This is a genomic window from Desulfoglaeba alkanexedens ALDC, from assembly GCF_005377625.1.
GTDB lineage: Bacteria > Desulfobacterota > Syntrophobacteria > Syntrophobacterales > DSM-9756 > Desulfoglaeba > Desulfoglaeba alkanexedens.
Genome location: NZ_CP040098.1, coordinates 23157 through 46970, shown reverse-complemented (window position 1 = coordinate 46970; position 23814 = coordinate 23157). Strand labels below are relative to the sequence as shown.

Sequence of the window (23814 nt, the reverse complement as noted above, 5' to 3'; positions counted from 1 at the left end):
GAAGAGCTGATGAAGAACTCGGCGGATGCAGCGACGAGTCACCGGATCGAGCCGGTGGATTGGGAAACGTTTATGGCGCTGTGGGACCGGGAAGGGGCGCACCTGAACTGGAACTGCCCGTTTGTGATCCCCCCGTGGATCGAAGCCTGGCTCGAGACGCTGGGACAAGGGATCGAGCCTTTCCTGGCGGTGCTTCGCGAAAAGGACCGCATCGTCGGCATCGCTCCGCTCGCAACGGGCCCGGCGCGGAACAGGTTCGCCTTCCTGGGTGACCCGGACGTCTGCGACTACTTCGACGGAGTGATCGAACCGGGAAGGGAGCGGGAGTTTTTGCGCGAGCTGCTCGGCTTCCTTGGGGCCGGCGGCGCCGGTGAACTGGACCTGGGACCGGTGCGGTCGGATTCCGCCGTGGCTCGCCACCTAGGGGACGCAGCCCGAAGCCTCGGGTTCGACTGGGAAGTCGCTTCGGAAGCCGTTTCCTCGGAACTGGAACTCCCGGATAGCTGGGAAGACTTCCTGTCAGGGCTCACCGGGAAAGAGCGGCATGAACTCCGCCGAAAACTGCGGCGGTTCGAGGAAGCGGGAAACGTCGGCTTCCGAAAAGTGGAAAGCCTGTCTCAGGTCTCGGGTGCGATCGAAACCTTCATCTCCCTTTTCGGGATGAACCGCGACGACAAGGCGGCCTTCATGACGCCTCGCATGGCCGCCTACTTCCGAGCGCTTTCCGGGGCGCTTTCCCGGGCCGGGCTGCTTCGCCTCTTTTTCCTGGACCTCAACGGGCGTCCCGTGGCGTCGGCCCTGTGCTTCGATCATGCGGGGGTGCGGTATCTGTACAACAACGGATACGACGCGACGGAGCGTCGATTGAGTGTCGGGCTGTTGAGCAAGGTGTTGAGCCTGAAAGACGCCATTGAGACGGGGCTTTCCAGGTACGATTTTCTGAAGGGTGCGGAAGCCTACAAGCAGCGGCTGGGCGGGCGTGAAATTGAACTGTTGAGGTACCGGGTGAGGTTTCCCGGCGGATACGGGCGGGACTGAGGCGTTTGAGGTTGAGGTGCGGGCACGACGCTTGACGGGAAAGGGGACGGCCACGGCGGGGATGAAGCAGCGCGATTTGAAGACAATGAGGGTGGCGGTCATCAGCATGCATTCGAGCCCCCTGGGGGAACTGGGGACCCGGGACACGGGAGGGATGAGTGTCTATATTCGGGAGCTTTCGAGGCACCTCGGCGCCGCCGGCTACGAAATCGACATCTACACCCGCCGCCGCGGACCGGAGCGAGCCGCAGTGGAAAGGCCGTCCGAAGGTGTCCGGGTGATCCACCTGGATGCCGGGGAAGACGGCTCGGGAAGCCCGTGTGATCTCCACCGGCAGGTGCCGGCGTTTTTGGAATCCATCGAGCGCCACCGGCGGGAGCGGGATCTGGACTACGACCTGGTGCACAGCCATTACTGGCTTTCCGGTCTGGCGGGCCAGGCGCTGAGCCGGCGCTGGAAAGTACCTCACGTCGTGATGTTTCACACCTTGGGCGCATTGAAAGACCGTGCCCTGGGAACGGCCAGGGAGCCCGAAATGCGTGTGAGGGCGGAACGGCACCTGGCGGTTTGCTGTGATCGGGTGTTCACGGCCACGGCCGGTGAACGGGAGGAACTGATCCGAGATTCCGGTGCGGCCTCCCGAAGCGTCCGCGTCGTCCCCTGCGGGGTGGATCTCGAGCGATTCAGGCTTCTGGATCGCCGAGCGGCCAGGAGCGGACTGGGGCTCGCGCCGGAGCTTCCCCTGGTCCTCTTTGTGGGCCGGTTCGACCCCATCAAGGGAATCGAAAGATTCCTGGAAGCCGTGGCGCGGCTCAAGACCCAAGCGGCGTTCCACGTCGCGCTGGTCGGCGGGGAGGGCGGTTCCGGTGGAAGCGCCGGGGTCTATGGGAAACTCTGCGCGGACCTGGCCATCCAGGACCGGGTGGTCTTTTGCGGCCGAATGCCTCAGGAAGCACTTCCCCGATATTACGCCGCGGCGGATGTCTTGGTCGTGCCTTCCTACTACGAAAGTTTCGGGCTGGTGGCGCTGGAAGCCTTGGCCTGCGGAACGCCGGTGGTCGCGACCCCGGTGGGCGCCATGAAGGCGTTGATCGCGGACGGCGTGAACGGTTTCCTGACCCGTGACAATCGGTCGGAGTCCCTGGCGGAAGCCCTTCTGAAAGGGCTGCACTGGCGGGGGACGCGACAGGCAAACCCCGCTTCCATCCGGGAAACGGTGCTCGCGTACGAATGGCGGGCCATCGCGAAAGCTGTCTGCGCGGAATACCGGAAACTGCTCCGGGACTGGGCGGCGCGGGCCGAAGCGCACGCCGGGCGGTGGCCCGCCGGGTTGTGCCTGGAATGCCGCCGGATGCTCCATGTTGCGGAAGTCAGGGCCAGCAGCTGAAAGCCGGCAGCCGGTGCCGAGCGGAGTCGTTCAAAGGGGATGCTGTAAACCGTGAAAGAGGAGGCGAGGCGTGACACTCCAGGTCGATGTATTGGTGATAACGGCTCATCCGGACGATGCAGAATTTGGTGCGGCGGGCACGGTAGCCCGGTTTCGGAAGGCAGGCCGGTCGGTGGCGTACGTTGTTTGCACCGACGGCGAGAAGGGAACCAGCGACCGCAGTCTGTCACCGGAAAGGCTTGCCGCCATGCGCCGGGAAGAACAGATGGCCGCCGCGCGGCTGCTGGGCTTGAGCGACGTGGCCTTCCTGGGCTACCCGGATCAGCAACTGGAGGATTCTTTCGAGTTTCGAAAACACCTGGTGCGCATGATTCGGACCTACCGCCCGGCGACCGTCATCACCTCCGACCCCTACCGCCGCTACCTGTGGCATCGGGACCACCGGATCGTCGGTCAGGTGGTTCTGGATGCGGTCTTTCCCTACGCAAGGGACCACCTGGCCTATCCCGACCTGCTCGAAGAAGGGCTTGAGCCCCACAAGGTGCGCGAAGTGCTCCTTTGGGCCTCCGAGGACGTCAACCACCGGGTGGACATCACGAGCACCTTCGAAACCAAGCTGGCCGCACTCCGCTGCCACGAAAGCCAGGTGAGGGAACTCCCGTGGCCGGACCTGGAAAGCTGGCTCAGGGATCGGTGCCGTGCCATGGCCCAAGGCGAAACCTACGAACTGGCGGAAGCCTTTCACCGTGTGGAAATCCCTTTGCGAACGCCGGGCGGGGAAAAGTGCCGGTTGGGCCTGTGTGGTCGAGCACCTGCAGATCGTTTGTCCGTTTGAAGTCGCCGGCAAGTCAGGGCGCAGCGTGGCTGCGCCCCTACAGGGGACCGGCCCGGTTTTCCGTCAAGGCGACCGGCCCGGTTTTCCGTCAAGGCGACCGGCCCGGTTTTCTGCTATCGGTAGGAGCGGGCTTGCCCGCGACCAGTAAAACAGGCAATGCCGCGTTGACCTTGATCGCCGGCAAGCCGGCTCCTACAAAAATAAATAGGTCGCGAAAGCGATCTTTGGTGGAGCGGCTTTGGCCGCGATGGAGATCTTTGTAGGAACGGCCTTGGCCGCGATAGGGGTCGCCGACAAGCCGCGATAGGGGTCTTTGGAGGAGTGAGCACACGATGAAGCAGTATGTTATCGATCAGCTCCGCGAATCTGATTACGAACGGATCCGAGATTACCTTGACGCGAATACGGACGGTACGGCCATGGAAGGGGTTTACCGGGTCGAAATCCCCGAGGAGCTCTACAGCGAGCGGCAGCGGGAACATGCCGGGTGCCGCCCGTTCTACTTTGCGGTGAACCTGAACCGCCGGCAGGTCGGTTTCGAGTGGTTGATCCGGAGCGCGCAGACGCTGCGGTGTCAATGCATCGGGTACGCCACCAAGGCGCAGCGGGACTATATCATCAACTATGCCGACGACCTCTTGGACGTGCTTCAGATCAAGCTCTGATCCACGCCTGGAAAGGGACGGGAGCTCGGAGAAGCGATTTGCGCGGACCTTCAGCCCGAACGGCGGCAAAAAGCGGGCCCGACGACTGGCGGGATGCCGCTCGGAGGCAGGAAGAACGTCACCGGCGCTTGGCAGGGCGACCGCCCGATCCTTTGAACGGACCCGCCGACCGTACGTTTAACCCGGATGCCGCGCCCTATCTCTGGGCTACCGAATATCCCTGGGTGGCTCCGGACACCTTCCGGATCGCCGGAAGGTCGGTCTTGTGCATCGCCGGAAGCGGTGATGTGCCCCTCTTTTTCCTATCGCGCGGTGCGGCGCGCCTCGCGGCCGTGGATGTGGCCCATACCGCCTGCCATGTGAACGAACTCAAGCGGGCGGCCCTCAAGACCTGCCGATGGGAGGAGTTTCTCCGGTTCTTCCTGGGCGGGGAAAGAAGGGCGGTCGGTTTCCTTCGCGACCTGGGCGTTCCATCCGATGTCGACCGGAACCTCGAAGCCCTCGTCTGGGACCGGCTGAAACCTCTCGTTTCAGCTTCGGCTCGCGCGTACTGGGAGGCGCGGTTCCACCCGGAAGCCAGCCCCTTTTCGTCGCTCCTTCGCCCGACGGACCTGTTGTGCCCGGATCGGATGCCCCTTCTGGCCGACAGGGAAGAGTTCGAGCGCTGGAAACGAAGCGCCCGCCCGTACCCGCTTTTTCCCTGTTCCCTGGAAGCATTCCTTGCGGGAGGCACTGGAGAGTTCGACCTGGTGTATGGTTCCAATGTTCTGGAATACGTTCGAGCCGATTTTGCGGCGTCGGGCGATGAAGGCGGCTACGAAGCGTTCCTGGTCGCATTGACTCGCCTTTTGGCCCGGACCGTCACCCCGGGCGGGACGGCTGGCTTCTATGCCTTTCAGGGCTGCGGGACAGCCGCTTTTCGGGAACGGCTTTCAGAATTCAAGATCTTGGAAGAAGCGGGGTTTTCCGGTTCCATGGTTCCCCTGGAGATCCGCTCCCGTTACCTTTCGGGAACCCGGTGGCGGCATACGCTGTTGATGTTTCAGCGCCGCTGAGGGCCGAGGGGTGCATCGAGGCGACCCTGAGCTGTTTCAGGAGGTGTTATGAACGAAAAACGAAAAGAACTGCTGATGGCCGCCTTCACGGGCGAAGCACGGGCCTTCTTCCGGCTGCAGGCTTTCGCCGAAAGAGCGGAAGAAGAAGGCTACCCTCAGATCGCGGCTCTTTTCAGGGCTATTTCGGAAGCCGAAGCCGTGCATGCACGAAACCATTCGAAGCTGATCGAAGTGATTGCAACCACGGAGGAAAACCTTCGGTACGCCTTCGAACAGGAGTCGTTCGTGAACGAGGTGGCCTATCCGGAACTGCTCAAGGCGGCATGGGCTGCGGAAGACGAAGCGGCTGTGCGGCACCTGACCTGGGCTCGAAACGCCGAAGAACGCCACGCCAAACTCTACAAGCACGCCCTGGGTCATATGGTGGCTGACCGGACGACCACCTATTACGTTTGCCGCCATTGCGGCTGGGTGGAAGACGCCGTCCTTCCCGAAGCCTGTCCCAACTGCGCCAACCCGGCGGAAGATTTCAAGGCGGTCCGCTGAGAGCGGGGACCGTTTTCCATTGAAGAATTAAAAGTCGGACCGGATCGCCAAGAAGTCGCCGCCGGTTCCCCGCGGCCGGCCCGATCCGGACTTGGAGGCTCAATGAGCGGATTTGTGCCCGGCGAATGGGTGCTTCTCACGTCCCAGAAGGGAAAGTCCTGGATGGTCCGGGTGACCGATGCGCCTTTCAGCGCACACCTTGGAACCGTCCATCTCAAAGACGTCATCGGCCGGGAAGAAGGAGAATGGCTGGAAACATCCAAGGGCGCCAAGCTGTTTCTTTATCGCCCGTCTCTCGCCGACTTCATCTTCAAACTGAAACGGCAGACTCAAATCATCTATCCCAAAGACATCGGAGCCATCCTCGTCTACGGGGACATCCGGCCCGGCGTAACGGTGCTGGAGTCCGGCATCGGTTCGGGAGCCCTGGCCCTGGCCCTGATCCGCGCCGTGGGAACCGAAGGTCGGCTCATTTCCGTGGAAAGACGCATCGAATTCGCCCGGCTGGCCTCCAGGAACATCACCAGGTTCTTTGGATGCTCCCCCGCCTGGCACGACCTCATCGTCGGGGACATCGAAACCGTCCATCTGAAGGTGCAGGCGGATCGCGTCATTCTCGATCTTCCCGAACCCTGGCAGGCGGTGGCTCCCGTCAGCGCCTTCATCAAGACCGGAGGGCTCCTCGTGTCCCTCAGCCCCAACGTGGGGCAGGTGCAGTTGACCTACCGGGAACTGCGCCTGAACGGGTTCGCCAACATCAATACCTTCGAACTCCTAAAGCGCGACTGGAAGGTCGACGAACGGCGGGCGCGCCCCGAAGACCGTATGGTAGCCCACACCGGCTTCATTACCGTGGCCAAGAAAGTGTTCCGGCAAAACGGCGCCGAAGACTTTCCACGGCTCGAGAATTATCTGGAAGAAGGGGAACGGGAACCGTTCTCACACGCGCAACCTTCCGCCCCCGACTTTCCGTAAGGATCGCAGCGTTCCGCCGCGCCCCCGGAACACCCCGCACATCCTGGGCAGTGAGGCGTCTGCGCCCGGAAAATCCTTAAAAAATGGCGGGCCACGTACCCGGCCGTGGCCACCACCAACACGCCTATGACGACTTCCTGCCACATGGGATGCAATCCTTTACGCGCCGAACCCTAGAGCCCTTCCTATCTGGTACAAGAGAACGGCCAGGATGAAGGCGATGGTCGTGCTGAACACCATGGAAAAGAGCCCCCATTTCCAGGTTCCGGACTCCTTCACGATGCAGGTGACGGTGACAAAGCAGGGCGAATACAGCATGATGAAAACCATGGCCGTGAGGGCCACCAGCGGGTTCCATTGCGGATCTTTTTGCAGCCGCCGGCTCAGGGAAAGGCTTTCTTCGGAATCCGTTTCGCCCAGGGAGTAGGCCGTCCCAAGGGTTGAAATGATGACCTCCTTGGCGGCGAATCCTCCCACCAGGGCCACGTTGGTCCGCCAGTCGAAGCCGCACCAGCGGGTTAAGGCTTCGAGGCTCCGGCCCATGCGGCCGGCAAAGGAATACATCAGCGCGTCCCGAGACTCGCCGGCGTCCAAGGCCCTCAACCGTTCCCAGGCGGCTCGAACGGCTGGAGGCGCTCCGGCATCCGGCGGCTCCCCTGAAGCCGCCGCTTCCCGATACGGGGAAGGCAGCGCCTCCACCACGGCCAGCCGTTCCGCCTGGAAAGCCTCCCGCCGCTCTTCCGGGAGCCCGGGGTAGGTCATGAGCGCCCATAGCAGGATGCTGATGGCGAGGATGACGCTCCCGGCCTTCTGGATGTATTGCCATGTCCGTTCCCAGGTATGGATGAGCAGTCCCTTGAAGGTGGGGAGGCGGTATGGGGGGAGTTCGAGCAGGAAGGGGGTGCTCGGACCCTTCAGCAGCGTCACGCGGATCAGCTTGGCCAGAAACAGCGCCATAGACCAGGAAAGGATCGTGAGGAGAAACATCATCTGGGCTCGGTGTTCGCTGAAGAAGCTCGCGATGAGCAAGGCGAACACCGGCAGCTTGGCGCCGCAGTTCATGAAGGGCACGGTGAGCAGGGTCGCCAGCCGTTCTCGGGAACTCCTGAGCGTGCGCGTGGCCATCACTCCCGGCACGGCGCACCCTCCGGCGATGCCTCCCGAAATGATATAGGCCATGAAAGAGTTGCCATGGAGGCCGAAGATGCGGAAGATCCGGTCCAGCATGTAGGCGCAGCGGGCCAGGTAGCCGGTGTCTTCGAGAAACGCGATGGCGAAGAACATGAAGACGATGAGCGGCACGAATCCGAGCACCCCGCCCACGCCGTCGATGATTCCGGAAACGAGAAGCGACCGCAGGGGGCCTTCCGGGAGCGTGGCCAGGCACCAGTCGCCGAGAGCCGAAAAGACCTTTTCCAGAAGGTTTACCGGGATTTCGCTGTAGCGGAAGGTGAACTGGTAGACGGCGTACAGGATGAGCACCATCACCAACGGGCCGAAAAAGCGATTGGTGAGGACCTTGTCGATCTGGTCCGAAAGATAGAGGCGGTCCGCTCGCGGGCTCTTCCGGACCACGCCGCCCTTGAGCAGAGCCGTGATGAAGCCGTAGCGGTGGTCGGCGATGATCGCTTCCGGGTAGCTGTCCAGGGTGGCCTTGATGTGTTCGGTCACCCGGTGTGCCTTTTCCAGGAGCCTTCGCGAGACTTCGGGATCGGCTGCGTTTCCCGCGTCTAGGATCTGTTCGTCGGCTTCCAGGTACTTGAGCGCCGTCCAGCGGGGAGGATAGACCTCGGTGAGGAAACCGGAAGCGGCGATCTCCCGTTCCATGTCGTCCAGGACGGGATCGATGTCCGGCCCGTAATACAGCCTTAGCGGTTCCCGCCGCTGGTTCTCATCGGCGAAGGCCAGCACCTTTTCCATCAACTCGGTCTTGCCTTCTCCTCTTCTGGCGACTGTGGGTACCACCGGAAAACCGAGGCGTTCAGCCAACAGCTGCGCATCGATTTCGATGCCGCGCCCCTTGGCCACGTCCACCATGTTGAGCGCCACGATGACGGGGATCCCCATTTCGAGTATCTGAACGGTGAGGTAGAGGTTGCGCTCGAGGTTGGACGCATCCACGACGTTGATGACCGCCGCCGGCCGTTCGTTGGCCAGAAGTTCGCGGGCGACCCGTTCTTCCAGGGAATAGGCGGTGAGGGAATAGGTCCCGGGAAGGTCCACGAGCCGAAGCGAGCGGCCGTTGAAGTCGTAGAACCCTTCTTTCTTCTCTACGGTGATTCCCGGGTAATTGCCCACGTGCTGGCGGGCTCCGGTGATGGCGTTGAACAGGGTCGACTTCCCACTGTTGGGATTCCCCGCAAGGGCGATGAGGATTTCGGATCGGTTGATCGGGCCCATCAGTGATCTTCAACCTCCACGTGAATGAAATCCGCCTCGTTGTTTCGAAGCGTCAGCGTGAAATTCCGGACGCGAACCGCCACGGGATCCTTCAATGGGGCTCGTCCTTGGATCATGATCGGTGTTCCGGGAACCAGGCCCATGTCGCGGATACGCCGCCCCAGTTCACCGTTGGCGATGACCTTGGAAACAACGCCGCGCTGACCCGAAAGCATGTGTCGCAGCATTACGGTGGGCATGATCTGCTGAACGCCTCCTTTCAACCGATGCATCGGAAACGGAACGATTCCAGGGCGTCACGGCGGGTCCGCCCTGTTGAGGTTTGAGTTAGCTTCCGCTAACTTAAGACACCGAAAAAAAAGCGGCCGGTGGCCGCGAAGAAAGCCTTTGTAGGAGCGGCCTTGGCCGCGATTCGAGTTGCCGGCAAGGCGGCTCCTGCAAAAGAGACCTGAAACCGACTCTCGGACATGCTCCTAGACTGCGAGATCTATAGAAACCAGGATCTTCCGAGAAACCCCCGCGCCGAGGCTCAACGTGCCGCCATGGACCCGCACCATACACGGGGCGTCGCAGGCTGCGCACAACAGTTCCAGTTCCGATCCCGGATAAATCCCCAGAGCCGCCATCCGAGCGCAAAGATTTCTTCCGCCTTCGATGCGTTTGACCTTGACCCGCCTGCCCGGTTCCACGTGTGAAAGGGGCAGCAAACCGGGTGCTTCCTTTTCGTTTCCTTCAAACCGTGGAATAACCTTGCCGCTCCAACATCGCCACATAAACAACCTCCTGGCCGCGAAATGCAAAGATTAGTTAATCCGAACTTTTGGCCGAGTCAACACCTTTTCGGCGGAAAAGGCGGACTCCTGAAGCAATGTCGAAGGTCAGCGCACCCGGAAAGAGCGGCGCGGCGGTGTCTCATTTCTTGAAATCGGAAGACGGAATTCATTAAATGATGGGTCATGATGGGCGGGACGATCAGAAACGGCGGGATCCGTTCCAAGGCATCGGGTCTCGAAGGGGACGGGAGCGGTCCCATGATGGATTCCGGGCGGGACCTGTTGGAGGTCCTGGAAGAAAGACTTCGCCGGCAGGGATCGCTGCAGCCCGGCGACTGGCGGCGGCTGCTGGCCTTGTGCGGAAGCGCCCGGGCTTCCACACGGGAAGGCGCTCTGCGTCTGTTGTTCCACCCGCCGGTAGCCGACGAATGTCGCCACCAGCGGGAATGCCTCCACTTTCTGTGGCGGTTTCCCGACAAGGGGCGTGTGCCGCCTGCCGCCATGGAGCATCTTTTGGAGTGGCTGGCCTTTCTCGGAAGTGACCGGGGACCGGAAATGGTGCGGCTTACGGCGGGAAGAGGTCTTTCCTTTCGATCTCCGGTCGACGTGAAGAAGATCACCGAACGATCCTACCCCCTTGGTCCGTTCCTGGGTACACTCACCGCTCTTTTCAGCGCCAGGCGCCCGCTTGCTGGAAAGCCGGAGGCGCGGCGGAGCCTGAGGCTTCTGGTCCGGCGGCTGGTCCGCGACGGGCCGTCGCGCGGGTGGAAGGAGCCGACGCTCAGGGATCTTTCCGCTGTGTTTTTCGATCGTTACGGAATGAAGATCCACCGGTTCCGAAAGAGCAGGTGGCGAACGGTTATGCGTCCCGTCTTCCTGCCGCCTGCGGATCTTCGATGCGGGTCCCGGCCGAGGGCCTTCGTTCCTTTCACGCGGGTGTACTGGGACGGCTTCGGACGGCTCACGCTTGCTCTCATGGACGCACTTTTCCGGAAGCAGGTGCAGGAATTGGAGGCCGTGCGCAAGCTGGCCGTCGGAGTGAGCGGGGCCGTACACCGGGTGGTGTTGAGCTGCCACAACGCAACATTGGGCGCCATGGGCGGGTGGGCCTTTCCATCTCTCGTGGAGCAGTTTCCATCGCCTTCGGCGTGGGAGGCATTCCGGGCGCGTGTGGACGAGCGTACCGGGTGCGTTGCGGCCGATGAAGGCGCCGGTGAAGGGCTGGTGAAGGCCCTCTGGGAATGCTGGTACGAAAGGCTGGTCGGTCCGAGGCTCGCCTTTGCCGTGAGCCAGGAGCGGATAAGGGACCTGGTGGGTGGATGGGAAAAGGATTTCAGCCGCGGCGGAGAGGGTGGACCGGAAGGGTACCGGAGCGGTGGGCGGTCGCCGGCCGAGCCCGACGACCCCCGGTTCGCCTGGGGCGGCCCGGTGGCTCCGCATCAGGCGTGGTCGTCTTATGCCCTGTGCCGTTGGGCCGAAGAACGAAGGGCCGGCTGGGCGGCCGGCTTCCGTCGACTCCGGGCGTTGATCCGGACGGGACAGGAATGGCTCGATGCCGGTCGAATCGACGAGTTGGTCCTCCCGTGGATCGACAAGTTCTTCATTTCTTCACGGCGAGACGGTGATATCCGCTACCTGTCGCTTCTCTTGGAGTGGCTGGATGGAGGCGACACCATTCCGGTGGTTCTCTTCTGGGACGATTCCAGCCGGAAACGTTCGCCGAGCCTCAAGGCGGCACTGGAGAAGCTGGAGGCCCGGCGAGTCCAGGGGGTGGGCGTTTTCGGTCGCGGTGATGTGCCACGTGAAGACGCCTTGGAAGCGATCGTTCGGAGCCATCACCGGTATCGGCTGTTCGCCTTGAGACCCTGGACGGACACCCATCACCCCATGCGCCTGGAGGAATGCCTTCGCACGCGGCGGCGCACCTCTTTTGTCCCCTACGATTCCTCCTGGAAGGACAATCTGGCGTTTCTCTATTCGGGCACCCAGGTAGCCGCCTTTCTTTCCATTCCCTATGAAATGGAAAGCCGGTCTCCCTGGGTGGAGTTGGAAGGGAAACGGGTTCCTTTCGGTGTCTATTGGCGCCGCCGGCTGCGTACGGAAATTCCGGGTTCGGTCTGCCCGGGTGCGGACCGGGACCTGCTCTCACAATCCCACGCCGCCTGGGCCAACCTGCTGGACGAGCTCTGCTGAAGTTTCCGTGCGCATCGCAGGAGCGCCCCACGTGGAACGGTGCGGGCGACGGAAACCCGCCGTGTTATGCCCGCAGCTGGATTTGCTAAAGGTTGGAGCCTTTGCCGGCCGCTTCACTGAGCGGTTCCCTGACGTCGATCAGCCGGAGCGGGCTTTTCGGCAAAGTCCTTTTTTCGACGACGCGCCAGCCGCCTAACGGCAGCTTGTCATGGACTCCAAGGGGTCGGAAATGCGTGGAGGCTGCTCCCGCAGGCACGGTGGCCCGGGTAAAGATCCCTTCGAGGGCGTCGAACCGGTAGATATAATGGTGACCGGTCCGCGTGAGTTCCATGGCTTCATACACCCAGGGTCGCGGGTCGCGGATGATGTCGATAACCGTGTACTCGCGATCTTCCATGAAGGCCTCCGTGGATACCGTCATTTTTGACAAGTCTAACAGGGAGCCGACGCCGGTGGAAAGCCCGCTGCAGGACCGGGCGCCGAGGGACTGCGGTCCGACTCGCACTAGTAAAAAGGAATTGACAATATTCTCGGATAGTTCTATGGGGGAAGGCGTTTTTATCACGAGCCCGTCCAACAAATGGATACATGGCATGACCGGGCGGCGCCGATTCCCGCTGACCCCTGACGAAGCGTGATCCCGTGAACATGAATTTTCAGAAAGCTCGTGACCGCATGGTGGAAACCCAGCTGGTCACACGCGGAATCCATGACCCGCGCGTCCTCGATGCCATGCGGAAGGTCCCGCGGCATCTCTTTGTGGATGAAGCGCTGGCGGCGCAGGCCTATGCCGACCATCCCCTGCCCATCGGCGAAAAGCAAACCATCTCACAGCCCTACATCGTGGCTCTCATGACCGAAGCCCTGGGGCTGGAAGGCCACGAAAAGGTCCTTGAACTGGGAACGGGTTCCGGCTACCAGACCGCCGTCCTGGCGGAACTCGCGGACCGGGTTTTCACCATCGAAAGAATTCCATCGCTCCTTCACCGGGCGCGGGAGGTGCTGAACAGCTTGGGCTACCGGAACGTGGTCTACAGGGTTGGGGACGGGACGCTGGGCTGGCCCGAGGAGGCTCCCTTCGATGCGATACTGGTTTCCGCCGGAGCGCCCCGGGTGCCGCAGCCCCTGGTGGATCAGCTAAGCATGGGCGGACGCCTGGTGCTTCCCATGGGCGACCGGCTTTCCCAGGAACTGATCCTGGTGGAACGAGTGCCGGAGGGCATTCGTAAGACCACGCTGGGGGGATGCCGGTTTGTGGACCTGGTGGGCAAGTGGGGCTGGGAGGAATAAATGAGGCAAAGGCCTGCAAGCGAGTCAGCGGTATTCCCTCGGGCGTTGCGGCCAAAAACAGACGCTGGAGCCAACCATCGGGCTCCTTAGGGCTTGTCCAAAAACAAGCCCTGAAAGTCGGGCCCTGATGAGGTTCCTTGTTCCTGTAGGAACGGCCCTCGCCGCGATGTGATCTTTGTAGGAGCGGCCTTGGCCGCGATGTGATCTTTGTAGGAGCGGCCTTGGCCGCGATGCGGATCGCCGGCAAGCCGGCTCCTACAGGGCATGAGCCGCTCCTTAAGTGCTGTTCGCGAACCGTCGCTACGCGAAAAAACGGACACTCAATCCCCAAAGGGTGAAGGGTATTCTCAGACAGATCCTTACCTCTCACCGAGCGAGGCTGGCGGACTCATGACCGACGAAACGGGTAAGTTCTCCCGCACGACCATGGACGGCAGCGTGTATTCGGTGTCACCGTCGCGCCTTCTCGAACTTCACCACGAAAACCTGCGGCTGAAACAACGCCTGGAGGAAGTCCGTCGCACGGCGGCGGCCAACGAAAAGATTTGGCGGCAGTTTCTCGAAATCGAGCGCATCCTGTTCAGAACCCGTGAGTTCAGCGGTCTGGCGCGTCACCTGCTTCAGGAAATCAAAGAGCGGTTCGGAATCGACTGGACCGTTCTCTTCCTGTCCCACCCGGACCTGGGGGAGCGGTTTTTTCCGGACCTGGCCGAGGGCGGTGAAGAAGTGTCGAAGGGCACATGGATCGCTTCCATGGCTCCTCAAGAAGCGATGAAGCGCTTCAACGGCTCGCCCAGGCCCGTGTTTCTGCCGCCGGCGGAGATCGACGTGCTCACCGGCGTACTCGCCCGCCGCGGGCAGGATCCCGCGCGCTCGGGGCTGCTGCTGCCTCTGACCGTGCACGACCTGTTTTTCGGCTGCCTGTTTCTCGGGAGTTCGGATCCCGACCATTACCGGCCCAAGGACGGCACCGAACTCCTGGAACAGTTGGGAATCAAGATCGCCCTCTGCATGGACAACTGCCTCGCCTATGAACGCGTGAAGGATCTTTCGGATCGCGACCGCGTGACGGGGCTGCTCAACTTTTTCCAGATTCACACCGTGCTGGAACGGGAATTGCGCCGGGCGCGCCGCATGGGGAAGCCCCTGTCGGTGCTGGCCGTGAACCTCGACTTCGTGGATGAGGGAAGCGGCCACGTGGACTTGGTGGGACCGGTGCTCCGGCACGTGAGCGGGCTTCTCATGGAAACGCTTCCCGAGGGCGACGGGTTCATCGGAAGGACCGGAAGTGCTGAATTCGTGGTCATCCTGCCTTATGCCGCCCTGGAGGAAGCCAGGAGAGTGGCAGAAAAATTGTCCGAGCTCATCCGAAAGTCCCCCTTCCGGCATGACAACGCCGTGATTCTGATTCGCGTCCGTATCGGTGCGGCATCGCTCCGCGATCATATGTCGTGTGCACAGGACGTCCTGGACGCAGCACAAACGGACCTTTGCGGCTTGAAGGCAGGACAAATCTGAACATCGAACCCTTGGAGGAGATAACCCCGGCCGCCCTGAGCCGGGCTTTTCGCGAAGGTTTTGCCTGGTATGATCGATAAACGTCTCTATTTTCTGAAACTGGCGCGGCGGACCTTGGCCGGAGAGGTTTTGGACGCGGTGCTTCTCCGCGGCCTGCTGAGCACGCCGGAGGAGGATCTCCTGCCCTTTTGCGCCGGGGCCGACCTGCTGCGCGAGGCTCATTTCGGCAGAACCATTCACCTTTGCGCCATACACAACGGCAAATCAGGTCGCTGCTCCGAGGACTGCTCGTTCTGCTCCCAATCCATCCGGGCGACGACCGACGCCCCGGTCTATCCCCTGCAGTCGGTCGAAGAGCTGGCCGCGCCGGGGAAACGCCTGGAAGACACCCCGGTCAACCGCTATTCCATTGTCACGAGCGGCCGGGGACTGCCGCCCGAAGAAACCCGCCGGGTGGCCCAAGCCCTTTCACAAATCGACCCCGTCCGCCTGAGCACCTGCGCCTCCCTGGGCATCATCGGGAAAAATCAGATGGAAGCCCTGAAAGCCGCCGGGGTGACGCGCTACCACCACAACCTTGAGACCGCCGCCAGCCATTTTGCCGCCGTCTGCACCACCCACACCTACGAAGAACGCCTGCGCACCCTGCAAGAGGCCCGTCGGGCCGGCCTGTCTTTGTGCTGCGGAGGCATCTTCGGCCTGGGTGAATCCGACGATCAGATCCTGGAGCTGGCCCTGACATTAAGGAAACTACGGGTCGACGCCGTTCCAGTGAATTTTCTGACACCCATACCCGGCACCGTCGCCGCGGGCCTGCGCCATCTGACGCCCCTTCGCTGCCTCAAAATCATCGCTTTTCTTAGATACGCCCTACCCGACCGGGAGATCATCGTCTGCGGCGGCCGGCAACACAACCTCAAAGAACTGCATCCGTTGATATTTTATGCCGGGGCCAGCGGCCTCATGACCGGCGACTACCTCACCACCGCCGGTCGCCGTCTGGACAACGACCTGGCCTTGCTGCGGGACCTGGGACTCACGCCCCGGCCCGGGTCCTATCACAACCCCCTTTCTTGACATTTACGTCCGTTTGGGTCTGGGGTTAGGCATCAAGCCCTCAAACAGGATCTCAACCCAGACCCAATAAACGGGCCGGATTCAGGTAAGCGGCCTACATAAAGTCCTTGGCTTCCATTCCCACAGCCGGGAGACTGGCCAGAAACACCTTGCTAGCGTTCTAAAGTGGAGACCTTAATACTTTAGAACGCTACCAAATACATTCATGAGACGATTTATTCATTAAAGGATACGAAGGAAAATTTCAATTTCGGTTGAAGCTTTACAGAATGACTATCTCTTTCCCGCTACTATCTTCGACGATGGGTGCAGATCTTTTGCTTCTTGTTCCCAAGCTCCAGCTTCGGTGAGGCCGTTCCCAAGCCAGAGCTTGGGAACGAGGGAAATTCTATTTCCCCTCCCCTTGTGGGAGGGGATTAAGGGGAGGGGAATGTAACTGATTGACATACGTTAATTTTCTCACCCTCACCCCAACCCTCTCCCATCAAGGGAGAGGGAGATTTTTTGACCTTGTTCCCAAGCTGTACCTTCCACCTTGTTCCCAAGCTCCAGCTTGGGAACGAGGGGAAACGAACCTGATGCGCTTGCTGCTTCAAGGCCATCTGGATCTACTTCAGAGGGTCACCCTGGATGTCGTTCTAAAATATCCGCACCCTTCGACGATTCTCATCCCATGTCAATCTACGGTGCCTGACGTGCTGCGGATCAGCGCCCACGGCCGCCGCCGCCCGGTCCCATGCCGCCGCCCGGCCCCATGTGACCACCGCCCGATCCCATGCCACCGCCCGATCCCATGTGACCATTGCCCGGTCCCATGCCGCCACCTCTAGTAGGGGGCTCGTCCGGCAAGGTGACGCCCTGAGCCTTGGCTCGTTCCTTCATGCGCTCGTGATGCTCCTTACGAATTTGCTCTCTTTCCTCGTCAGTTTTCGCGGCGCGCATTTTGGTGCGATACTCATTACGCTCTTGTTGTGTCATGAGCTGGTTGCCATAGATCGTGCCCTGCTGATCATCCCCAAGCGATATGCCAGCGGATAGAATCAGGGCGGCGGCTAATACGGAGGCAATTACGGTTCGTTTCATGATTGTATACTCCTTGCGAGATTGGGTTGATTCATTCGGGCCCGCGATTACTGCAACCCGTTCAGTGACCGTGCTCAACGGTCATAATCACTGGTGAGCAGGGCATCATGCTGTTTTTTAAGCACGCTAACACCACACTACGAATGAGTCAAGGCGGCCCGATCCTGCGAATCCATTGCATGGTGTAGTTGGCGTAAATTTTACAATGCCTGATTGGCTCCACAACATTTCTTATACTTTTTTCCGCTGCCACATGGACAAGGATCGTTCCGACCAATTTTATTTGATTTTACCGGCTGTGACGGATTTAGCAATTTTTCTAAATCTGAAATATCTTCTGGTTTGTCGAATTCAAACCCAATGATATAGTGCCATCCGTGCTTCGCACATGTTTCCGCGACATACATTGCCCTTTCATCTGACTGAACTCGAACAACTATCGGTCTTTTTTTAGATCCTAATTTTGCCATTATTGCCACACCTCCTTGCGCGAGATTCTCGGCGAGCCCGCTGTTTCAGCTCGAAGACTCTCCTTTCACCCCCGCTTTTCATCGAGGGACCATCTGCTCCGGGAACGGCCGCCTAATCAAGAAAGCGTGATAACGCGTTGCTGAAGGCGTCCAGGGAGTCGGCACGAAGAGCCTTCCTGAAGAGGAGTTTCAGCGCATCCGGATCTCGGATCTCCCGAAGGGACTGAAGGATATCTTTGGGAACATCCTTAAAGCGCGCCTCCAAGGTCTCCAGGATATGTTCCCGTGTGGCCTCCAGCGACCCCTGCTGCAGTCCCTGGCGCAGTCCCTGTTCTATTCCCTGGTGTAGTCCCTGCTCTATTCCCTGCTGCAGTCCCTGTTCTATTCCCGAGCGGATGCCTTCCTCGTATCCTTCCTTCTTGATCAGTTCATAGGCATAGGATTCCATTATGATGTCCCTCCTGCGCTCCAGCAGCCGGCGAGGTAGATGCTTTTCTTCCACGTGCAGACCCAGGAAGAACTCCAGCGCCGCCTCCCAGCAATGGGCGAGGATGACGTTCCCCTCGTTCCCAAGCTGGAGCTTGGGAACAAGAAACAAAAGATCTGCATCCAATCGCTCGTTAAGTGCCGCTCGGAAACGACTCCTACGCGAAAAAACGGACACTCAATCCCCAAAGGTTGAAGGGTATTTCTCACAGCTTCTTACGGGTTAGGTTTTGTAGTAAGCGCGGTACCAATCCACAAAGCGCCGGATGCCCTCGCGGATCGACGTGGCGGGCTTGAAGCCGAAATCTCGGGTCAGGTCGTCCACGTCGGCGTAGGTGGCGGGGACGTCCCCGGGCTGCATGGGTAGCAGTTCCTTGTGCGCTTTCGTCCCCAGGCAGTCTTCCAGAGTCTCGATGAATTCCATGAGTTCCACCGGCTGGTTGTTGCCGATGTTGTAGATGCGGTAGGGAGCGTTGCTGGTTCCCGGGTTCGGCTGATCGCCCGTCCAGCCGGGGTCCGGTTCGGGGGGGCGTCCCATGACCCGGACCACCCCTTCGATGATGTCGTCGATGTAGGTGAAGTCCCGTTTCATCCGGCCGTGGTTGAAGACCTGGATGGGTTCGCCGGCCAGCATGGCTTGTGTGAAGAGAAAGAGGGCCATGTCGGGGCGGCCCCAGGGGCCGTAGACGGTGAAAAAGCGTAAACCGGTGCAGGGGAGCCGGAAGAGATGGGCGTAGGCGTGGGCCATGAGTTCGTTGGCCTTTTTCGTGGCGGCGTAGAGCGACACCGGGTGGTCCACGTTGTGGTGCACGGAAAAGGGCATGCGGGTGTTGGCGCCGTAGACGGAACTGGAGGACGCGAAGACCAGGTGTTTCACGCCGCGGTGACGGCAGCCTTCCAGGATGTGGGTGAAGCCCACCAGGTTTCCGTCCACGTAGGTGTAGGGGTTGACCAGGGAATAGCGGACGCCGGCCTGGGCGGCCAGGTGGACGACCACCTGGAACGTGTAAAGGTCGAAAAGGGATTCCATGGCGCGGCGGTCTTCCAGGTCGATCCGGTGGAAGGCGAAGTCCGGAAAGGCCTCGAGCTGTTCCAGCCGGGCGTGTTTCAGGTTGACGTCGTAGTAGTCGTTCACGTTGTCCAGTCCCACGACCCGGTGGCCGTCGCGAAGCAGGCGGAGCGCCAGGTGAAAACCGATGAATCCGGCCGCGCCGGTCACCAGAACGGGGTCACGAAAGGCCATGGCGGGGAACTCCTCGATGTCTGATGATAATGGTGTGTTCCGGCGACGGCCGTTGTGGCCGGGGATCGGCGCCGCCTGCGGCCAAAGGCGGCCGCGGCCGTTGCCTGAAGACCCCCATGGCTGTCTCCATGGGGCCATGCTTTGCGTTCAAGGTCCGGGCCTTATGGCTTTTCCGCCTTTCCGGGGATGCGCACCGTGAGAACGGAACATGGGGCCTTTCGGACGACGCGGTCCGCGGTGCTTCCGAAAAAAACATGGGCCAGGCCCGTCTGACCGCGGGAACCCATGACGATAAGGTCGATGGTCTGCTTTTCGGCGAATCCCACGATTTCGGTGGCCGCGTAGCCGGAAAGGAGATGGATTTCATAGGGCTGTTTTTCCTTGAGCCGGCTCACGTAGCGGGTCTGGATGGCGTCTTTTGCGGCTTCGGTGGCCCGTTCGACGAACTTGGCGTCGTAGTCGAGCGGCACGTAGACTTCCGGCACGGGAGCCAGTGAAAAGGTGACCATCACGTGGACGATGTGGAGGGTCGATCCGTAGTGCCAAGCCAGGTCCTTGGCCAGCACGAAGGCGTCGTCGGCATTTTCGGAAAAATCGGTGCAAAAGGCGATTTGAGTCATGGGGCTGTCGGCCATGAGTAACTCCTTACGGAATAGGTTGAAGAGCAAGACCGCAGCCCGCAGCCGCCCGCAAAGGGGTTCCCGCGCCGGTGTTTGTGCGAACGGGGCGGTTCACGGTTCAGGCGTCCACGACCCACACGGTCCTGTTCTTGGCGAAACCCACGAGCGATTTGGAGACGCTTCCCAGGAAGAACTCCTTTACCCGGCTCAATCCCCGGCGCCCCACCACGATGGTGGAACAGTTGAAGGCGCGGGCCTGTTCCAGGATCACCTGGGCCACCTCGGCCGATTCCACTCCGAAGTGCGTTCTCACCCGTTCCAGATCGAAGCCGCCTTCGGCAAGAATCTGCCGGGCCTGCCGGAAGGTTTCCCGCATGCTGTTTTCGTCGTCTTCCTTCCAGAAGTACCCGCTCAAGTGCGGCTGTTCTTCCTGGAGTTCCTGGATGCGCTGCACTTCTTCCTTCTTGAGCAGGTTGGGCGATGTGGTGGGGAGGACATGGAAGAGAATGATTTCCACATGGCGGCTTCCCATGAGGAGGCGGCTCACGTAGTGGACGGTCTTGAGGGAACCCGGCCGGTCGTCCAAAGCGATGAGGATGTTTTCCATGGCGGCCTCGTTTCAGATTTCCTTGAAAACCTTGGCCAGGGAATCCCCCGACACGTGGATTTTCCATTCGTTCTGGTAGCCGAAAGGGGTTTCGGAAACGGTGAAGCCGGTGCGTTCCAGCCGATCACGGACCACCGCCGCCAGCCGGCGCGCCACGTCCGCCGGCGCCTTGGTGGACGCCAGGTGGTTGAAGGAATGGAGGAGTATGCGCTGCGTGCCGAACTTACGGGCGAGCCACTTGGCGTTCTTGACCCACTTGACGGCCACCTTGTCTTCGCGGTCCCGATCCGTTTCTTCGGCGTGATAGAAAATGACCGCGATCTCGCGATGCGTTTCCTCGGACGGAACGTCCGGAACCGTCTCTAGGACGCGCTCGTGGGTTCGATACCAGAAATCATGAGCGTAAAACATGAGAAGCTTCACGTGGGCCGCTCCGGATCGGGGCACGAGAAAGCTTTGCGTTTGGGGCAATTCTTACACCCATTTTCAGTGTGAGTGCAAGGATCGGTTGAGGGAGGTCCGCGGCGGGGGCATAAACTAAGCTGTTTTTGCCCGGTATCGACTGGAAAAAATGAACATCGAACATTAAACATCCAACATCGAAGGGTGCAGATCTTTTACTTCTTGTTCCCAAGCTCCAGCTTGGGAACACAACTGTGCAGAAGCTCCAGCTTCGGTGAGGCCGTTCCCAAGCCAAAGCTTGGGAACGAGAGGAAAGACCACTTCGAGATCCTGGCAAGCTCCCTAGAAAGACAGCGCGTTTCAGCTGTAGCAGGAGGGAAGCTGGAGCTTCCCGGGCAGGGCGTTCCCAAGCTGGAGCTTGGGAACGAGGGGAAGTTCCACATCAGAGTCTTCGCTGACCTGATTTTTTCATTCGATGTTCGATGTTCGATGTTCGATGTTCATCTTTAAAAACAACCCAATGGCGTAAATGCAACCAGTGAGTGTTTACAAAACAACTTAGCGCTTATGGGGGGATCACCAGCTTGGCGGGAGCGGGCATTTTCCCGGGCCCATTGGAACGATCCCTTGGCAGGGCGGGAAGGAGAAAGGTGCATGGAATCAAGGATTTCCGATGATGCAACGCTCGGATGTCCTTGACAATGCCGGGGGGTGCCGTTAGGATCAGCTTCGCTATTTCTGCATCAGGCAGAGACCTTGTGTCGCCCGAGTGAGCCGAGGGTTCCGCCGGAACCGAAAGACGGGAATCGATGCTGCAACTGAGGATTTTTCTTATTCGAGCGGCCCTCGGGGCTTTCTTTGCCTATTTCCTGGCACGCTTTTTCATCCCGTCCGCCGGCCCCGGCGTCATCATCGTGATGGCGGTGCTCCTCGTGTTTTTCGCGTACGTGTTCGAGGGGCTCCGAAAACGCTGACGTTCGAAGCGGTTCAGGGTTGCCGCTGAAGAATCACGACAGGAGGATTCATGGATTGGGAACGTCCCCCCCACCGGGGTCCGGGGCCCGGGAACATACAAGATCTCGAAGAAGTTATGAAACGGCTGAAGGGCCGTTTCAGCCTGCCGTCCCTGGGGCGCGGCCCGTTTTGGGGCTTGGCACTTCTGGTGGTGGCCGCCCTCATCGGCTTTACTTCCTACTACACGGTGCAGCCGGAAGAAACCGCCGTGGTGTTGCGGTTCGGGAAATTCGTGCGAACCGCCGGGGCGGGCCTTCACTTCAAGATCCCCTTCGGCGTCGAGGACGTGACCAAGGTCATCACGGGGCGGGTGCTGCAGCGCGAGTACGGGTACCGGACGGTGAGCCCGGGGGTCCGGACGAGGTTTGCCGAAAAAGGCTACGAGGAAGAAAGCCGGATGCTCAGCGGCGACCTGAATGTGATCGATATCCAGTGGACGGTCCAATACATGATCAAGAATCCGGTGGATTACCTGTTTCAGCTTCATGACGTGGAAGGTACGCTGGACGACATCTCGGAATCGGTGATGCGCCGGATCGTGGGGAACCGCTTTGCGGACGAGGTGCTCACCATCGGGCGCGCATCCATCGCGGACCTGGCGGGCCGTGAAATCCAAGAAATCATGGACACCTACCGGACGGGACTCCAGATCGTCGTGGTGAAGCTCCAGAACGCCAACCCTCCGGACGCTGTGAAGGCGGCGTTCAACGAAGTGAACGAGGCACGCCAGGAGAAGGAGCGCATGATCAACGAGGCTCAGCAGGTCTACAATGAAAGAATTCCGCGGGCCCGCGGCCAGGCCCGCCAGATGATCACGCAGGCGGAAGGGTATGCACTCCAGCGGGTGAATCGGGCCGAGGGCGACGTGACGCGGTTTGCGAGCATCCTTGAGGAGTACCGGAAGGCTCCCGATGTCACGCGGCGTCGCATGTACCTGGAAAGCATGCCTCAGTTCATCGAAAAGGTGGACCGGATTATCGTGCTGGATGAATCAGGCCCCGGCGTCCTGCCGCTTCTGAATCTGGGTTCCGGGGGGCTTGCCGGGTGGAGTGCCGGGGAAGATACCGGCGCGGCGGCCGGCCGGCCGGCGGAGGAGAAGTGATGTTCCCCAAGGGTAGTCGTCTGGTTGTCGTCGTTCTCATCGTGATCGGGGTGATTGCTTGGAGTTCGCTTTTCGTGGTGAAGGAAACCGAGCAGGTCGTGGTCACCCAGTTGGGCCGGCCCGTGGGGGAACCCATTACCCAGGCGGGCCTGCATTTCAAGCTGCCGCTCATTCAGAAGGCCAACTTCTTCGAAAAGCGGGTCCTGAAGTGGGACGGCAACCCGAACCAGATCCCCACCAAGGACAAGAAATACATTTGGGTGGATTCCACGGCTCGGTGGCGCATCAAGGACCCGCTGCTTTTCCTCATGAGAGTCGGAAACGTCCCGACCGCCCTCAGCCGGCTGGACGGCATCATCGATGCGGTGGTCCGTGACCACGTCTCCAACAATTTCCTGGAAGAGCTGGTGCGAAGTGAAGGTTGGGAGGACGCCAAGGCAAAACTCCTGGAGGCTGGGGTCCAGGAATTTCAGCTTCTGCTGGAAAGCGTGGAAGGGACCGAGACCGGTGAGACCCTGTTTGCGCCGGTGATCAAGGGCCGTGAAAAGATCACGCGGGAGATGGTGGCCGATGCGTCCCGGCTCGTCCCGGAATTCGGCATCGAACTCTTGGATATCCGCATCAAGCGGATCAATTATGTGGATTCCGTCCAGGAGAAGGTGTTCGAACGCATGGTGTCGGAGCGGAAGCGGATCGCGGCCCAGTACCGTTCGGAAGGCGAAGGCGAGCGGGCGGCGATCCTGGGTGAAATGGAAAGGGAACTGGCCAAGATTTCGTCGGAGGCCTTCCGCACGTCCCAGGAGATTCGAGGGAGGGCCGACGCGACGGCCACGCAGATCTATGCCAACACCTTTGGAAGGGATCCCGAGTTTTACCAGTTCTACCGGAGCCTGGAATTCTACCAGGGCTTCAATAACCCGAGGAGCACCTTCGTCCTTTCGAGCGATGCGGATCTTTTCCGTTACCTGGGCAGCATCCAGGGGAACACCCGCGGGGCCTCGGGGCAGAGACCGGCGTCGGAACCGTAGGGTGCCG

At 60.7% G+C, this 23814-nt stretch carries 27 protein-coding genes; 15 read left to right on the top strand and 12 right to left on the bottom strand.

The genetic code is table 11. The features are described 5' to 3' along the window. Positions 1 to 9: 9 nt before the first annotated feature. The 7 genes from FDQ92_RS00250 to FDQ92_RS00220 all read left to right on the top strand — a co-directional run bounded on the left by FDQ92_RS00250 (position 10) and on the right by FDQ92_RS00220 (position 6501). The gene (locus tag FDQ92_RS00250) at positions 10 to 1038 is read left to right on the top strand and encodes a GNAT family N-acetyltransferase (RefSeq protein WP_170180114.1); all 1029 of its coding nucleotides are present in this window, start codon (positions 10 to 12) and stop codon (positions 1036 to 1038) included. Between the two features lie 85 nt (positions 1039 to 1123). Further along, on the top strand, positions 1124 to 2425 hold the full coding sequence (locus FDQ92_RS00245) for a glycosyltransferase (protein ID WP_246042009.1): 1302 nt from the start codon (positions 1124 to 1126) through the stop codon (positions 2423 to 2425). A gap of 70 nt (positions 2426 to 2495) precedes the next feature. Beyond that, complete coding sequence (locus FDQ92_RS00240) at positions 2496 to 3260, top strand: PIG-L deacetylase family protein (protein WP_137422739.1); 765 nt, start codon at positions 2496 to 2498, stop codon at positions 3258 to 3260. A gap of 332 nt (positions 3261 to 3592) precedes the next feature. After that, complete coding sequence (locus FDQ92_RS00235) at positions 3593 to 3925, top strand: hypothetical protein (protein WP_137422738.1); 333 nt, start codon at positions 3593 to 3595, stop codon at positions 3923 to 3925. Between the two features lie 38 nt (positions 3926 to 3963). Further along, positions 3964 to 4980 (top strand): DUF3419 family protein, encoded by a 1017-nt coding sequence (locus FDQ92_RS00230; RefSeq protein WP_170180112.1) that lies wholly within the window; start codon positions 3964 to 3966, stop codon positions 4978 to 4980. A 48-nt stretch (positions 4981 to 5028) separates the two neighbouring features. Continuing rightward, complete coding sequence (locus FDQ92_RS00225) at positions 5029 to 5526, top strand: rubrerythrin family protein (RefSeq protein WP_137422736.1); 498 nt, start codon at positions 5029 to 5031, stop codon at positions 5524 to 5526. A 102-nt stretch (positions 5527 to 5628) separates the two neighbouring features. Next, the gene (locus FDQ92_RS00220) at positions 5629 to 6501 is read left to right on the top strand and encodes a tRNA (adenine-N1)-methyltransferase (RefSeq protein ID WP_137422735.1); all 873 of its coding nucleotides are present in this window, start codon (positions 5629 to 5631) and stop codon (positions 6499 to 6501) included. Here the strand turns inward: FDQ92_RS00220 and FDQ92_RS16365 are convergent. From FDQ92_RS16365 to FDQ92_RS00200, 4 genes are all read right to left on the bottom strand, one after another. Further along, complete coding sequence (locus FDQ92_RS16365; protein WP_137422734.1) at positions 6435 to 6647, bottom strand: FeoB-associated Cys-rich membrane protein; 213 nt, start codon at positions 6645 to 6647, stop codon at positions 6435 to 6437. The two genes, FDQ92_RS00220 and FDQ92_RS16365, sit on opposite strands and share 67 nt — an antisense overlap. A gap of 13 nt (positions 6648 to 6660) precedes the next feature. Then, complete coding sequence (feoB, locus tag FDQ92_RS00210) at positions 6661 to 8901, bottom strand: ferrous iron transport protein B (protein WP_137422733.1); 2241 nt, start codon at positions 8899 to 8901, stop codon at positions 6661 to 6663. Then, complete coding sequence (locus tag FDQ92_RS00205) at positions 8901 to 9140, bottom strand: FeoA family protein (RefSeq protein ID WP_137422732.1); 240 nt, start codon at positions 9138 to 9140, stop codon at positions 8901 to 8903. Before FDQ92_RS00205 ends, feoB begins: the two co-directional genes overlap by 1 nt. 234 nt (positions 9141 to 9374) lie before the next feature. Further along, a complete protein-coding gene (locus tag FDQ92_RS00200; protein ID WP_137422731.1) occupies positions 9375 to 9674 on the bottom strand; it encodes a FeoA family protein in 300 nt (99 codons plus the stop codon). Between the two features lie 183 nt (positions 9675 to 9857). On the opposite strand from FDQ92_RS00200, the gene FDQ92_RS00195 reads away from it, so the two are divergent. Beyond that, the gene (locus tag FDQ92_RS00195; protein WP_137422730.1) at positions 9858 to 11867 is read left to right on the top strand and encodes a hypothetical protein; all 2010 of its coding nucleotides are present in this window, start codon (positions 9858 to 9860) and stop codon (positions 11865 to 11867) included. Positions 11868 to 11952: 85 nt separating this feature from the next. Here the strand turns inward: FDQ92_RS00195 and FDQ92_RS00190 are convergent, their stop codons facing one another. Beyond that, positions 11953 to 12264 carry a hypothetical protein gene (locus FDQ92_RS00190; RefSeq protein ID WP_137422729.1) on the bottom strand — a complete coding sequence of 104 codons (312 nt, stop codon included), beginning with the start codon at positions 12262 to 12264 and terminating at the stop codon, positions 11953 to 11955. 251 nt (positions 12265 to 12515) lie between these two features. On the opposite strand from FDQ92_RS00190, the gene FDQ92_RS00185 reads away from it, so the two are divergent. From FDQ92_RS00185 to bioB, 3 genes are all read left to right on the top strand, one after another. After that, positions 12516 to 13157 (top strand): protein-L-isoaspartate(D-aspartate) O-methyltransferase, encoded by a 642-nt coding sequence (locus tag FDQ92_RS00185; protein WP_137422728.1) that lies wholly within the window; start codon positions 12516 to 12518, stop codon positions 13155 to 13157. Between the two features lie 390 nt (positions 13158 to 13547). Beyond that, positions 13548 to 14675 carry a DUF484 family protein gene (locus FDQ92_RS00180; protein ID WP_170180111.1) on the top strand — a complete coding sequence of 376 codons (1128 nt, stop codon included), beginning with the start codon at positions 13548 to 13550 and terminating at the stop codon, positions 14673 to 14675. A 69-nt stretch (positions 14676 to 14744) separates the two neighbouring features. Next, the gene (bioB, locus tag FDQ92_RS00175) at positions 14745 to 15752 is read left to right on the top strand and encodes a biotin synthase BioB (RefSeq protein WP_137422726.1); all 1008 of its coding nucleotides are present in this window, start codon (positions 14745 to 14747) and stop codon (positions 15750 to 15752) included. Positions 15753 to 16457: 705 nt separating this feature from the next. On the opposite strand, the gene FDQ92_RS00170 is transcribed toward bioB, so the two are convergent. The 7 genes from FDQ92_RS00170 to FDQ92_RS00140 form a co-directional block, all read right to left on the bottom strand. After that, entirely contained in the window at positions 16458 to 16835 is a 378-nt protein-coding gene (locus FDQ92_RS00170; protein WP_211341310.1) for a hypothetical protein, read from the bottom strand. Positions 16836 to 17035: 200 nt separating this feature from the next. Further along, on the bottom strand, positions 17036 to 17305 hold the full coding sequence (locus tag FDQ92_RS00165) for a PBPRA1643 family SWIM/SEC-C metal-binding motif protein (protein ID WP_137422725.1): 270 nt from the start codon (positions 17303 to 17305) through the stop codon (positions 17036 to 17038). A 112-nt stretch (positions 17306 to 17417) separates the two neighbouring features. Further along, positions 17418 to 17918, bottom strand: a complete 501-nt coding sequence (locus FDQ92_RS00160) for a FliH/SctL family protein (RefSeq protein ID WP_137422724.1) — start codon at positions 17916 to 17918, stop codon at positions 17418 to 17420. 96 nt (positions 17919 to 18014) lie between these two features. Continuing rightward, positions 18015 to 19034: an NAD-dependent epimerase gene (locus FDQ92_RS00155; protein ID WP_137422723.1), complete on the bottom strand. Its 1020-nt coding sequence runs from the start codon at positions 19032 to 19034 to the stop codon at positions 18015 to 18017. Positions 19035 to 19195: 161 nt separating this feature from the next. Further along, a complete protein-coding gene (locus FDQ92_RS00150; protein WP_137422722.1) occupies positions 19196 to 19669 on the bottom strand; it encodes a universal stress protein in 474 nt (157 codons plus the stop codon). A 103-nt stretch (positions 19670 to 19772) separates the two neighbouring features. Then, positions 19773 to 20261, bottom strand: coding sequence for a universal stress protein (locus FDQ92_RS00145; RefSeq protein WP_137422721.1), 489 nt, complete (start codon positions 20259 to 20261; stop codon positions 19773 to 19775). A 12-nt stretch (positions 20262 to 20273) separates the two neighbouring features. Next, positions 20274 to 20684 (bottom strand): threonyl-tRNA synthetase editing domain-containing protein, encoded by a 411-nt coding sequence (locus FDQ92_RS00140; RefSeq protein WP_137422720.1) that lies wholly within the window; start codon positions 20682 to 20684, stop codon positions 20274 to 20276. Between the two features lie 219 nt (positions 20685 to 20903). Here FDQ92_RS00140 and FDQ92_RS00135 point away from each other — a divergent pair, with 219 nt between their 5' ends. The 4 genes from FDQ92_RS00135 to hflC all read left to right on the top strand — a co-directional run bounded on the left by FDQ92_RS00135 (position 20904) and on the right by hflC (position 23807). After that, positions 20904 to 21173 (top strand): hypothetical protein, encoded by a 270-nt coding sequence (locus FDQ92_RS00135; protein ID WP_170180110.1) that lies wholly within the window; start codon positions 20904 to 20906, stop codon positions 21171 to 21173. 299 nt (positions 21174 to 21472) lie between these two features. Further along, on the top strand, positions 21473 to 21637 hold the full coding sequence (locus tag FDQ92_RS15085; RefSeq protein ID WP_170180109.1) for a hypothetical protein: 165 nt from the start codon (positions 21473 to 21475) through the stop codon (positions 21635 to 21637). Between the two features lie 116 nt (positions 21638 to 21753). Then, entirely contained in the window at positions 21754 to 22779 is a 1026-nt protein-coding gene (hflK, locus tag FDQ92_RS00130; protein WP_246041757.1) for an FtsH protease activity modulator HflK, read from the top strand. Next, entirely contained in the window at positions 22779 to 23807 is a 1029-nt protein-coding gene (gene hflC / locus FDQ92_RS00125; RefSeq protein ID WP_137422717.1) for a protease modulator HflC, read from the top strand. Before hflK ends, hflC begins: the two co-directional genes overlap by 1 nt. Positions 23808 to 23814 lie beyond the last annotated feature (7 nt).